Here is a 13,481-nt window from a genome sequence, read left to right as displayed (position 1 = left end):
AACAAAAAATACATTAAATTAAACAATATACCTGCATTTTTTATAAGATATTAATTCATTTCATCTATTTTAATACAGTACAACATTGATAGATTAAAATTAGTGTATAACAACATGAAATTGCTTACCCTTTCTTTACCTGTTGTTTACCCTTTCTGTACACCAAGTTAACCCCAGGGTTACCCTTTGCTTACCTTTTCTCTACCTATTTATTACCTAGAGGGTAAAGGATTGGTAAAGATGAGGTACAGGAGAAGTTATTATGGGGATAATCTGGTAACCATAAAAGGTAATTATATCCTCTGAAGCCATTAATTTTATGGTTAGTGGCTAAGTCTTCCAAATAATTATTTGGAAGACTATCATCCAATCGACATTCGATAGAACTCATTCACCCCCAGGTAAGACAATCTACTTCCTATGGATGTGCCGCTGTATATACGTAATAGTTCCCGTCCAATATTAGGCTTCTGTTTGTTTGGCAATATCACCCGAACTAAATCCACCTCCATATACATTTTCTGTTTGTAAGCCCCATATTTGCCACCGACTTCCTTTTCGCAGTTCACCCAGACACCCTTGTTTTAAGCTAACACTTCCTACTGCAGAGCGGTTCTGGATTCTAACTTTATAGTTTATTGCCTTGCGCTGCGCACCAAAAATAAAGCCAGATATAGCTATCTGACTTTATAATATTATTTAACAATTAGAACTTCTAATCTAACGCCCCAGACGAGCGAATGGAAATGCTTAAAATAAAAAAATCAACTTTTGTAGACATGGCAAATTATCATTCTACGTAAACCCAACCATAGTTCCTGCATTTTTAAACCTATCCGAAGCCAAAAAATATTATAAACTGACTGCCGATTTATATTGCGTTTACCAATAATTTATCGGGTGATTGACAAGTATTATCTCAAAGGTCATAATTACAAACTCAAAGGTTATTGTTTTACTTTAGTTAACCATTATTGTTAGTTGTTTATGGATATGTTATTTTTTCACCTATTGGTGCAATACTTGCTTTAAATGTTTTAACTATTGTGACAGGATTTGAACCATTTGGTGGAGTTACTAAAAAAGTATATCGTACACAAACACCATTAAGATCAGTAGCATTATAATTAGATGTCCCTCCTCCACTAATATCTTGACGATGTTGAACTTTAAAGGCGATAAAACGATCATTTTTAATTTCTGAACTACTCCCATACATATATACTTCGTCGCTCACAATATCTCGCCCTGAAAATTTAGGAAGCGTATAAGAAGATAGATTATATGAAAAATATTCTCCAGCTATGAATGGAACTATTGTTGTTTTTTCAATACCGTTCCAGGTTACGCCAACTGGTTTTCGAATAGGAATATTAGCCCCTTGATACCAATATCTATGCCTATAAGGTACTAACAAGTCCGTTCTTATAAGGTTAACTGTAGTTCCATCATTTGTAACTTCTGGATTATAAATAATATTATCCGTATTTTCATAATCAAGATAAATTAAGCTATGATCATTTATATATTTTTTTGGAGTAGATTGAGTTTCAAGTGAGTTAAGCAATTCAGTAAAAACATGTACTACCGGAGATTTAGTAATATTTACAACACCCATAATTTTATTATAGTTTGGTATATATCCAACTGTATTCGAATTCGCCGATCCTGGCATTGCTAAAGTAGTACTTAGGATACCACTATTATTTGTTATTGAGCCCGTTAAATTAGTTTCTACTTTTAATTTTAAATCAACTACTTGAGGGCTACTAGCAGACCCACCTAATATCGCACTAAAAAACCCTTTAACCGCACCACTTAATCCGCCTTTAATACCATCCTCTATAGACTTTGTAACATCTGTTCCAAAGACTTTTGATTTAGGTAGATTTAGTGCTTGTATCCCCTTAAAACCAGCTACATGAATAGCCGTATTTCCTAAATTACCCAATAAACTACCTAAGTTAAAACCACCAGAATTTGCAGTACCAACTGTACCGTTTAAAGTTCTATTTGACGTTCCATTTAGAACGATTTGTGATAAATTAGTTGAAGACACATTCCAAACAAAGTTTAAATTCTCATGATTGGCGTTTGCAATATATGGATCATATGCTAGTTCATATTGACAAGCATACCAAGCACCGGTTGATAGTATTTGATAATTTTGAATTTTTGTTACAGATTTTTGTACATTTTCAGGCTCAATAATCTCTTTAGAAAAATTCATTATTGAAGACGCATATCCACCAGATATCCCTAATCCATCACTAAAGTACGAAGATGCATACGGGCTTCCGGGAGGTAGATACAGGTAAAAGCGTATTATTCCTCTATACTTGTTGTAAAGTGCGAAAAAATTTGGAGATGTTACTTGTGTAGGGCTAAAAGTATTATAGACCAGATTCCAACCATCAGCCTTTTTATAATCAAAAGCAATTTCATCCGGGAATAACTGATTACTGCCAGATGCCCATGGGACCAAGATAGGCGGTAAACCCACTGGGGTAGGCATATAATCAGTTGTTTCCCAGTCAAAAACATGAGTTGGAATAACTGCCATTTTATTTGGTATTTTTAAAGTAGCAGGCTCCGTGAGGGGGCTACTTTCTTTCTTACAGCTTACTATAGCTGCAGACAACATAATCGCAACTATTGCAATCTTGAGCGCTTTAATTTTTAAGTTTTCCATCAACTAAAAATATATGATGAATATTAAAACGATATTAACTAAACATCAAGTTAAAAGACTAAAACTAATGCTTAAAAATACATTATACACGAAATATAAAATACAAAAAGCCAGATATCTCTATCTGGCTTTTTGTATTTTATATTCTTGAAGACTTAATAAACGCTAGTTTGAGGCGTAAAGTTAGCCCAACCTGCTGTCCAGTCTGAAGTACCAAATGCGCCACGGTGAGTTACCACATCAAAACCAGTTAAGCCTGTAAAGCTAGCACCTGTTAATAAAATTGATCCGGTATTTAAAGTGAATTTAGGAGTACCACCTAAATCAAAAATAGTTTCATCAATACCTAAATCTTGCCATTTTCCATAAGTTTCGTTTGCGAATGACGTTGTTTTAAACCAAACATCAATTGCCTGCGTACCAACATTACCAGTTGATTTCGTTTCAACCCCAATTGGATTTGGAAATGTTGTTGTACCACCAGTACCGTAACCATTTGCCCCCCAACCATCAACACCTGCCAAAACAATATTTTTTAATACCAGCTCGCCATTTGCAGCATTAGCCAATGTGGTTGAACCATCTATAAACAATCCATTAGGATACGCTGTAAATACAGAATTGTAAATTTTTATTTTATTATTCCTTCTCAAATGCATTGCATTTTGAAATTGAGTTGAAATAGTTTTTGTTCTGTCTTTCTTTGGGCCAATAATTGTTACGTTCGAAAACTGAGCAGATGTGTAAGGTGCAACGCTTGATCCAGTTCCATCGTTATCAACTTCAAAACCATTAGAACCAGATTGATCGGCAGAATTTGCATCGCGGATACCAATAGCAAACTGAACAGTACCACGGAAACCAAAATCAACGTCAAAGTCATCATCAAGACCACGATACGCAATTAAGTGTTTTGCATTTACAGTTCCGCCAAACCATTCAAAAGCATCATCTAAACCATAAGAACACTGTACATAATCAATTACAGTTCCCGAACCTACTGAGCCCATAGTTAAAGAGTTAACCTCTTGGTTTGGATTAATCGGTGTACCAGCATAATCAATTCTAACATATTTTAAAATACCAGAGTTATCAGTATCAACAGTACCACCGTGCCAGCCTTCGTAAGCTCCTTCTAATTCGGCCTCACCACCTGCTTGATTGTTAGTTGCTTTTCCACATAACACCACACCACCCCAGTCTCCTGGCTCACGTAACCCTGCAGCACGTTCCGATGTAAAAATAATTGGTTGAGATGCAGTACCTTCAGCAATTAATTTATTTCCTCTTTGTACTACTAAAGTACCTTTTGTTTCCCTATCGCCGATGATCACCGTACCTGCTTCAATTTCTAAAGTAACTCCTTCAACTGCCGCTAAACCAGCTTTGTTTTTGGCATCTCTACCCACTCTAACAAAACCATTAAGTCTGTAAATTTTGTCTTTAGTCCATTTAGTATTTGTCGTAATGCTTCCATTCGCAACTTCTACTATTGGTTTAGTAAATCCTGTAGTTGGATTTGTACCTGGGCCAGATCCGTTACCAGAATTATATCCTGCTTCATTGTATTCGATAATAGTTGTTCTTTTACATGAACTAAAAATTAATGTCCCTGCCAAAACAAATACCATTGTTTTGAATCCGTTAGTACCAAATTTTGGCTTGTAAAGCTTTTTCATATTCATTTTTCCTATTTTAAGTCTTTATTTTTTTATTTAAAATATTTTGTAAGAAAGTGTTAATCCGAATTGACGGCCACTTTTAAATTGTGCAGTTACCTGATCTTCTGATTGATCAAATTTTCCATCTTGATTTCCGTCTTGCATCAATGTAAAGTTCTGATTGAGCAAGTCGTTGAAGTTGGCTTTTAACGATAGTTTATTAGTGAAGTTTTTTGTCACAACTAAATCAACTACATTTCTCGGCATTTCATAAATATCCCTGATCAGATCTGTACCAACAAATGCAATACGTTTTCCAGCAACATTATAAAGCAGGTTAACTTGAAATTTAGATTTAATGTTATTATAGAATATAGCCGCGTTTAAAATATATGGAGATTGACCTTGCATCGGACGATTATTTGATTGTCCAATTGCGTTGGCACCATCAAACATTACTTTACTATTAATGTAAGAGGCATTTAACAAAATTGTGATGTCATTTAAAAACTTACTTTCACTTAATCCTGCAAGTGATTTACGCATTTCCAGCTCTACACCTATATTTCTAACGTTCTGAGCATTATTGAAATTAAAAGATTGTGCATTAGAACCTGGTATAGCAGTCATCTCAATCGCATCTTTAAATTTTTTATAGAAACCTGAAATACTGATCAGTTCGCTTGTCGAAGGATAGAATTCATATTTTAAATCATAATTATCAATCTTTGCTGTTTTTAAATTTGGGTTACCTGCAACATTGAAATTCTGATCAAAATCATAAAATGAAAAAGGAGCGATTTCTCTGAATTCCGGTCTGTTTAATGTTTTACCATAAGCCAGCCTGAATAAAGATTTTTCGTTTATATTGTACTGTACATTTGCAGAAGGAAGTACCCTTGTAATATCATTATTAACATTAACGGGGCCTCCAGTATCAAAACTGTTCAGTTTTTGAACGTTATTCTCTACTCTTGCACCTGCAACTATTGTTAGTTTGTCTTTATATGGCAAAACAAAATTTGCGAATCCAGCTAATAGTTTATTTGAAGCATCATAATTATCGTAAGGATTAGATTTCTCGTCTAGTCTGATTCCTGTAGTTGTATTGATATTTTTCCAATCAAAAAGCTCACTTATAGTTCCTTTCAACAATGACTGATCAAAATTTAATGAATTAGCCCTTACATACCCGATGTTTCTTGAAGAAAATGTTCTTTGTTTATCTTCATAATAACCGCCAACTTTTATCGAAGGCTTAAAACCTTCAGATTTTGGAGCAAGTGCCTGTTCTACATTAAATGCACCAGTTTTGATGTCCTCATTCATTTTGGAATAAAATCTTCCCAGGAACTCTGGTTGGGCACCGCCAGTTGGCACAAAAATATTGTATGTACCATCTCCATTAGCGAGTGTTCTGTAACGTGAATAATCTGGCTGGTCTCTAAATGATTTACTGTAACCTAAAACCCAGTCAAATTTTGTATGCTCTTCATTGAATTTATGAACACCCGATAATTGTCCGGAATAGATGCCACGATATAAAACATTCGATGCATAATTGGCATACTCTTGCTGCTTTTCAGACCCCAGGCGACTAACATATTGTGATGTACTTAATTGATTGTATAAGTTTTTGAACTCGAAAGTATTGTTGTTATCTAATTTAAAAGCCCAGTTGTGCACAACCCCTAAACGAACATTGTAGGTGTATTGATCATCATTATACCTGTAATTTTCTTCAGCAATTTTTGAAATTGGATCGTAAACCTCGTAGTTTCCTCTAAAAACAGCATTATTTGTTTTGCTATTACTATAGGTAACCGCTGTAATATTTCCCAATAACTTATTGTTAATGTTAAATCGCTTGCTACCGTAGATATTTAGTTTTTGATCCAAATTAGCAGTATTAACATCAGGTACCCAGTTATTTCTGAGTGCATGCCCCGCAGCATTTAATTTGTTCGCACTAACCTGGTTTAAATTTGAAGGGAAATTAACAGGTAGATCATTTTCACCTGTATTGAAGCCAGTAAAGTATAAGTTTCCAGTATTAGTCCTCTTGAAATCTTTGAAAGTAGCATTTTGGCGGTAACTTGTACCATAATCTATTGTTAACCGGTCGTCATCGGGAATACTCTTAAGAAAGACTTTTACAACACCTCCTGCGAAATCTGCCGGGATATCAGCAGAAGGACTTTTATAAACCAATACGCGATCAATCTGATTGCTTGGAATTAAATCAAAAGAGAAAGACCGAACGTCAGTTTCCAAACTTGGTGCTGTCACATTGTTTAACTGAACGTTATTATAACGTTCGGCTAAACCACGGATATTAATAAAGCGATTATCTACAATAGTAATACCCGGCACACGTTTCACCACCTGTGCTGCATCCGTATCACCAGATCTCTGAATGGTTTGAGATGAAACCCCGTTTGCAATGGACTGGGATTTTTTCAGCTCTGCCAAAAGAGAAACTTCAGTACCTGTTTTTCTGGATCCTGTAATTACGACATCATTAAGGGTAGATTGATCATCTTCCATTACAACATCTATTACAGTCGTTTTTCCTGGAGTAACTTTTACATTCGGAATTGTCTGTTTTTTAAAGGAAATAAAAGAAAAACTTACACGGTAAGTCCCTGGTTTTACAGTATTAAGAACATAATTACCTTCAGCATCACTGGTACTACCAATTGATGTTCCTTCTATTTGGACAGATAATCCCACCAACGTTTGACCCGTAGATTTATCCGTTATTTTTCCAGAAATTTTTCCGGTTTGAGCATACGAAAGTATGCTGATCGTCAAAGCGAACACAGTAAGTGCCGCTCTTCTAAAAGAGTTTAGTAATTCCAATTTGCCTTTATTTGATAAGGGCAAAATTATTACCACAGTGTTAACTGCAGGTTAGATGTTAATTAAGGTTTGTTTACCTTAAGGTTAATTCTAAGTTAACAACATTTCAATCCTAATATTTAATCCCCGTTTTCTTGCAAATGAAGTGCAATAACCAGATCGGACCGATTAACAGGAACTTAACATCATCCAGGAATGAGGGTTTCTTTCCTTCGATTTTGTGACCAATAAACTGACCAATCCAGGCCGCAACAAATATTGCTGCATAAATGGCATAAGCAGTGCCAGTTCCTAAGCCTACCACCTGCTCAATTTTTACGATGATGTAACTCATTAGGCCAACCACCCAGATCATCATAAAAAACAATACAGGTGATAAAGTAAAATAATAATACAAGCTAAAGGCTAAAAGGAACGAAGCCCAGTTAAAGAAACCGTTATAGCTACCCAAAAAGCCAATATGCGGAAAAGGAATTTGCCAGATTAAACCCAATAAACTGAATACGATTAATGGAACGCAGATCCAGTGTACCAGTTTGTTAGTCGGGTTTTGGTGACTTTCGGCATACTTGTCAAAAAGCACATCTACAAGTCTCTTTGGTTCGATTTGGATAGTTTGCTTGCTCATTATGTAAAAATAAAAAAAAGCGATGGATATTCCATCGCTTAATATTTTGTTTAATTCATTCGCCAAGGTTTGTGTCTTCACAAACCTTTTGCTCGTATCGTTTCGTGAGGACACGAACCGAGGCTAGCGAGATAAATTTTAATCAGTGTAATCACAAAATCTGTGTAATCACCTTCTTTATTTCGCAAATGCTACAGAACGGGTTTCCCTGATTACAGTAACCTTAATCTGCCCCGGATAAGTCATTTCGGTTTGAATACGAGTCGAAATATCAGCGGCTAAAAGTTCTGCCTGTGCATCGGTAATACGTTCGCTTTCTACAATTACACGTAACTCTCTACCAGCCTGGATAGCAAAAGTTTTTTCTACACCAGGGTAAGATAAAGCCAGTTCTTCAAGATCTTTTAAACGTTTGATGTAACTTTCTACAACCTCACGGCGGGCACCAGGACGGGCACCAGAAATAGCATCGCAAGCCTGAATGATTGGAGAAATCATTGAAGTCATCTCAATTTCATCGTGGTGAGCACCAATGGCATTGCAGATTTCAGGGTGTTCCTTATATTTTTCGGCCAGTTGCATCCCTAAAATTGCGTGTGGCAATTCAGGATTATCATCAGGCACTTTACCTATATCGTGTAATAGTCCAGCGCGTTTGGCCATTTTAGCATTTAAACCTAATTCTGCAGCCATGGTAGCACAGAAATTAGCTACCTCACGAGAGTGATGTAATAAGTTTTGTCCATAAGATGAACGGTAACGCATACGGCCAACCATGCGGATCAGCTCCGGATGTAAACCATGGATACCTAAATCGATCACTGTACGCTCACCAATCTCTACAATCTCATCTTCGATCTGTTTTTTGGTTTTCGCTACAATTTCCTCAATACGCGCCGGGTGGATACGACCATCTGTTACCAAACGGTGTAAAGCTAAACGGGCAATTTCTCTTCTTACCGGGTCGAAACCGGATAAAATAATGGCTTCTGGTGTATCATCCACAATAATCTCAATACCGGTTGCCGCTTCTAAAGCGCGGATATTTCTACCTTCTCTACCAATAACGCGACCTTTAATCTCGTCACTTTCGATATGAAAAATAGAAACAGAGTTTTCAATCGCAGCTTCGGTGGCCGTACGCTGAATGGTTTGGATCACCACTTTTTTAGCTTCTTTGCTCGCCGTTAATTTTGCTTCGTCAACAATATCCTTAATCTGGATCATGGCCTGTGTACGGGCAACTTCTTTTAGATTTTCTACCAACTGGTTTTTAGCCTCTTCGGCCGATAAACCTGCAATAGTTTCCAATTGTGTTAGGTGTTGATTTTTAAGCACTTCTACCTCTTCTTGCTTTTTAATAGCAAGTTCAGTTTGTTTTTCGAGGTTGCTTTTGTGCTTATCGAGTTCCTGTTCTTTTTTATTGAAGTTTTCCATGCGCTGGTTCACCGATTGCTCTTTCTGCTTCATGGTGTTTTCGCGTTGGTTAATGTTATTATTTTTGGCATTCACTTCTTGCTCATGCTCCGCTTTCATTTGCAAAAACTTTTCTTTTGCTTCTAAAAGTTTATTCTTTTTTAATATCTCTGCATTGTTTTCTGCATCTTTTAAAATCTTTTTCACTTTGTTCTGTGCGGCAACTTCCTGCTGTTTAAGCAAGTTACGCAGGAGGAATCTTCCTACCACTACTCCGATAGCTATACCCGCTATTACGGCAAATACGTATCCTAATATTTCAACTATTTCCATTTTGTTTTTTAAGTAAAAAAAAACCGCAACTAATTTTTAAAGTCTCATACATTTTAAACCTCAACTAAGCATAATTAGGGTTTAAGCCATTTTCAGGTGCCATAGCAGATGAAATACGCCCTCTTAACCCTATAGATATTGAAGTGTTAAGTTTTATAAAATTTGAAACTCAAAAACTAGCCGCGGCTATGTCTTTATGCTAAATATTGGCCCCATCATCCTGATCCGATAACTATCGGATTTTCAGGATCTTATTAAACAGCCCCTGAAACAAGTTCAGAGTGACGAATGCCGAAAGAACGAACCTTATTTTGAAAAGAAATTATTGAGTAAAACATCCAATTCTTCAACTTTATCGGCAACAGCAGTATCCTGACTTTGTACTTTGTTTTCTGTTCTTAATACGGCTGTTGCATAATGCAACACGGCCATAGAAAGAAGATCCTGCTTATCTCTAACCGCATAATTATCCTGGTAATCTTTTATGCGCTCATTGATCATTTTTGCTGCCCGTCTCACAATTTCTTCCTCTTCCATATTCACCTTTAGTGGATAAATACGGTCGGAAATGGTTATTTTAATCGAGATTTCTCCCATTTGTTTAGCTTAGTTTCTGATTTCTTTGCATCATTATTTTTTTAATAATGCAATATTCTTATCAATCTCACGCACAAAATCGTTAATTTTTTGTTTAATGTCAAGCGATTTTTCACTTGTTCCCTCTATACTTTTAGCCAATTTTGTAACCCTTAATTTTTCGTCAAGTTCCAAATTTTTGCCTTTCGCTGTATCGAGTGCTACTTTTAACGATTGATTTTCAAGCTTTAATAAATCATTTTCTTCCTGTAGCGCATTACATAACTCAATTACCTGAGCTGTTTTTTGTAATACTTTATCTAACTGATCTGCAACAGAAGTCATGAATTTATTTCTAAAAATACGAATTTATATTTTATTTCCTAATTTCTGCACCAGCTTGTGCCGTTAAATTCGCGATTAATTTCTGCATCGTGTTTTCAATCTGCTTATCGGTTAGGGTTTGTTCTTCATCCTGCAAAATAAAATTCAAGGCATAAGATTTTTTTCCCTCCGGCAATTTATCACCAACGTATACATCGAATACACCAACTTCCTTGATCAGCTTTTTATCGGTTTTAAATGCAATACCCTTTAAGGTATCGAAGGTTACATTTTGATCAATCAACAATGAAAGATCGCGACGAACCTGCGGGTATTTAGAAACATCTTTGTGTACGATTTTATTTTTCCTTACAATATCTAATAAAGTTGCCCAATCGAAATCAGCATAAAATACCTCTGCATTTACATCAGCCACTTTGCGGTCGGCTTTTGAAGCCGCACCGAAACTTACCAGGATTTTATCTCCACGGAAATATTTGATGCCGTAAGCAAAGTTTTCATCATTTAAAGTATCAGACTGATAGCTTGTAACGCCTAAACGCGATATAATTGCATCAACTGCTGATTTTAAATTATAGAAAGTAGATGACTTCGCATTATGGTTCCATTGCTCGCTTTGTTTAGCGCCCGAAATCAACAATAACAACCTTGGACGCTCTACATATTGCTCATTGATTAAATGGTAGGTTTTACCGAATTCGTAAAACTTAACATCAGCATTTTTACGGTTCTGGTTGTAGGCTACGCTTTCTAAAGCCGGCATCAATAAATTCTGGCGCATTACATTTAAATCGCTGCTTAACGGATTTAAAATGAATACTGCTTCGTCTAAATTTTTCGAATAAGCCGATTTAGTTAACGAGTTACACATAATTTCTGCATAACCATTAGCGGCAAGCATATCTGCAATTACATTATGCGTATTTTCTTTTTCAGGCTTAACGCTGTATGAAAGCGATGCATTTACCTTTGCCGGAATTTCGATATTGTCATAACCATAAATACGTAATACTTCTTCAGTAATATCGCACTCACGCGTCACATCAACTTTAAACGATGGCACTCTTAAAGCCAGGGTATCATCAGAAGTATTGGTTGCCGAAATACCTAAAGCTGTAATAATGTGTTTAATTTCGGTTGAAGGGATATTTGCACCGATTAATTTATTGATATTGGTATAGCTCACATCAAACTCAAACGGCTTGATGTGGCTTGGATAAATATCAGAAACTGATGAAGAAATTTCGCCTCCAGCCAGTTCTTTAATTAATAAAGCTGCATATTTTAAAGCTGTTACTGTAATCTCCGGATCGGTACCACGCTCGTAACGGAAAGAGGCATCGGTTTTTAAACCATGTCTTTTTGATGTTTTTCGTACAGAAACCGAATTGAAATAAGCACTTTCTAAGAAAATATTTTTGGTATTGGTGTCAACACCAGAAGACTTTCCGCCGAAAACCCCTGCAATACACATTGGTGCTTCAGCATTGCAGATCATTAAATCATCTGCACTTAACTTACGCTCCACATCATCAAGGGTTATAAACGGTGTTCCTTCAGCAACTTTTTTCACGATTACTTTTCCACCGGTAATTTTATCGGCGTCGAAAGCATGTAAAGGCTGACCTAAACCATGAAGTACATAATTGGTAATATCAACCACATTATTAATCGGACGTAAACCAATTACCTTCAATTTATCTTTTAACCAATCTGGTGATTCTTTTACGGTAACGCCAGAAAGGGTAAGGCTGCTGTAACGCGGACAAGCGGCAAAATCTTCTACTTCTACCGGAATTACCAGATTTTCGTTATCTGTTTTAAAAGCGGAAAGATCAGGCATTTCATATTCACTTCTGAAATAAGCAGCTAAATCTCTCGCCACACCTAAATGCGAAGCCGCATCGGCACGGTTTGGTGTTAATCCGATTTCGAAAACAAAATCATCATCCATTTTGAAATGGTCTTTTGCGCGGATCCCAATTTCGGTATCTTCGTCAAGGATCATAATTCCATCATGAGACTTGCCTAAGCCAATTTCATCTTCTGCACAAATCATGCCCTGAGAAAGTTCGCCCCTGATTTTTGATTCTTTTATTTTAAAAGGCTCACCCTCTAAAGGATATACTGTTGTACCTACTGTAGCGACTACCACTTTTTGACCAGCGCCTACATTTGGAGCACCGCAAACAATCTGAAGGTTTTCTTTACCACCAACGTTTACCGTAGTAATGCGCAAACGATCGGCATTGGGATGCTGAACACAGGTTAATACTTCGCCGATAACCAACCCCTCCAAGCCGCCAACAACGGGCTGCACTTTTTCTACACTTTCTACTTCTAAACCAACATTGGTAAGGATTAAGGAAAGTTCCTGAGGCGTTTTATCAATCTGTACGAATTGTTTTAACCAGTTATATGATATTTTCATTTTGGAGTATCAAGTTTGAGTATCAGGTATCAAGACAAATCTCAACTGATACTCTATTTCTATAAAACGCAAAGATATTATTTAAAGGTCAAAGGAGAAAGCCAAACCCGCAATCTTGACACAATAAAAATGACTAATGGCCAATACTTAAATTAGATAGAATTACCGCGCATGCACCTGCTCCTATTACCAGCATAATCACTGAAGCAATAACCAATTTAAGCCCTGACTTAACAGGTTGATTTTTAGCCGCTTTTACAATGATTTGAATGATACCAATTGTAAATAACAATCCTACAATTACCCAGTATACAATAAAAAGTTCCATGATTTATTTTAAAATTAACTGTTGGCGAGCAATACTGCACAAGCACCAAAACCGATTATCACCATAATTACTGATATAATTAGCAGTTTCAGCCCCGATTTTACCGGTTCGTTCCTGGATGATTTAATGATAATCTGAATAATCCCAACTACAAAAAGTACAATTGCGGTAAGACAATAAATTACAAATAAGCCAAATAAACCACCCAT

Annotated in this window: 10 protein-coding genes; all 10 read right to left on the bottom strand. The window is 36.3% G+C overall.

Annotated elements, in window-relative coordinates:
• Window positions 1-985 precede the first annotated feature (985 nt).
• A complete protein-coding gene (locus KYH19_RS02565; protein ID WP_219077452.1) occupies window positions 986-2,692 on the bottom strand; it encodes a hypothetical protein in 1,707 nt (568 codons plus the stop codon).
• A 155-nt stretch (window positions 2,693-2,847) separates the two neighbouring features.
• Window positions 2,848-4,371 (bottom strand): hypothetical protein, encoded by a 1,524-nt coding sequence (locus tag KYH19_RS02560; RefSeq protein WP_255562536.1) that lies wholly within the window; start codon window positions 4,369-4,371, stop codon window positions 2,848-2,850.
• Between the two features lie 36 nt (window positions 4,372-4,407).
• Window positions 4,408-7,215: a TonB-dependent receptor gene (locus tag KYH19_RS02555; RefSeq protein WP_219077451.1), complete on the bottom strand. Its 2,808-nt coding sequence runs from the start codon at window positions 7,213-7,215 to the stop codon at window positions 4,408-4,410.
• Window positions 7,216-7,327: 112 nt separating this feature from the next.
• Window positions 7,328-7,843, bottom strand: coding sequence for a DUF962 domain-containing protein (locus KYH19_RS02550; RefSeq protein ID WP_219077450.1), 516 nt, complete (start codon window positions 7,841-7,843; stop codon window positions 7,328-7,330).
• 177 nt (window positions 7,844-8,020) lie between these two features.
• The gene (rny, locus tag KYH19_RS02545) at window positions 8,021-9,592 is read right to left on the bottom strand and encodes a ribonuclease Y (RefSeq protein WP_121282496.1); all 1,572 of its coding nucleotides are present in this window, start codon (window positions 9,590-9,592) and stop codon (window positions 8,021-8,023) included.
• Between the two features lie 306 nt (window positions 9,593-9,898).
• Window positions 9,899-10,189, bottom strand: a complete 291-nt coding sequence (locus KYH19_RS02540) for a cell division protein ZapA (RefSeq protein ID WP_219077449.1) — start codon at window positions 10,187-10,189, stop codon at window positions 9,899-9,901.
• Window positions 10,190-10,222: 33 nt separating this feature from the next.
• Window positions 10,223-10,513: a hypothetical protein gene (locus tag KYH19_RS02535; protein WP_219077448.1), complete on the bottom strand. Its 291-nt coding sequence runs from the start codon at window positions 10,511-10,513 to the stop codon at window positions 10,223-10,225.
• 31 nt (window positions 10,514-10,544) lie between these two features.
• Entirely contained in the window at window positions 10,545-12,944 is a 2,400-nt protein-coding gene (gene pheT / locus KYH19_RS02530) for a phenylalanine--tRNA ligase subunit beta (RefSeq protein ID WP_219077447.1), read from the bottom strand.
• 133 nt (window positions 12,945-13,077) lie between these two features.
• Window positions 13,078-13,272 carry a hypothetical protein gene (locus KYH19_RS02525; protein ID WP_219077446.1) on the bottom strand — a complete coding sequence of 65 codons (195 nt, stop codon included), beginning with the start codon at window positions 13,270-13,272 and terminating at the stop codon, window positions 13,078-13,080.
• A 14-nt stretch (window positions 13,273-13,286) separates the two neighbouring features.
• Window positions 13,287-13,481 (bottom strand): hypothetical protein, encoded by a 195-nt coding sequence (locus tag KYH19_RS02520; protein WP_219077445.1) that lies wholly within the window; start codon window positions 13,479-13,481, stop codon window positions 13,287-13,289.

Origin of the sequence: Pedobacter sp. D749, from assembly GCF_019317285.1 — a bacterium.
Lineage (GTDB): Bacteria > Bacteroidota > Bacteroidia > Sphingobacteriales > Sphingobacteriaceae > Pedobacter.
This window is presented reverse-complemented; position numbering and strand designations above follow the sequence as displayed.

What these genes read in the sequence shown, in the direction of transcription:
- KYH19_RS02565 (WP_219077452.1), bottom strand. Translation starts at nt 2,692, where the DNA reads ATGGAAAACTTAAAAATTAAAGCGCTCAAGATTGCAATAGTTGCGATT.
- KYH19_RS02560 (WP_255562536.1), bottom strand. Translation starts at nt 4,371, where the DNA reads ATGAAAAAGCTTTACAAGCCAAAATTTGGTACTAACGGATTCAAAACA.
- KYH19_RS02550 (WP_219077450.1), bottom strand. Translation starts at nt 7,843, where the DNA reads ATGAGCAAGCAAACTATCCAAATCGAACCAAAGAGACTTGTAGATGTG.
- rny (WP_121282496.1), bottom strand. Translation starts at nt 9,592, where the DNA reads ATGGAAATAGTTGAAATATTAGGATACGTATTTGCCGTAATAGCGGGT.
- KYH19_RS02540 (WP_219077449.1), bottom strand. Translation starts at nt 10,189, where the DNA reads ATGGGAGAAATCTCGATTAAAATAACCATTTCCGACCGTATTTATCCA.
- KYH19_RS02535 (WP_219077448.1), bottom strand. Translation starts at nt 10,513, where the DNA reads ATGACTTCTGTTGCAGATCAGTTAGATAAAGTATTACAAAAAACAGCT.
- pheT (WP_219077447.1), bottom strand. Translation starts at nt 12,944, where the DNA reads ATGAAAATATCATATAACTGGTTAAAACAATTCGTACAGATTGATAAA.
- KYH19_RS02525 (WP_219077446.1), bottom strand. Translation starts at nt 13,272, where the DNA reads ATGGAACTTTTTATTGTATACTGGGTAATTGTAGGATTGTTATTTACA.
- KYH19_RS02520 (WP_219077445.1), bottom strand. Translation starts at nt 13,481, where the DNA reads ATGGGTGGTTTATTTGGCTTATTTGTAATTTATTGTCTTACCGCAATT.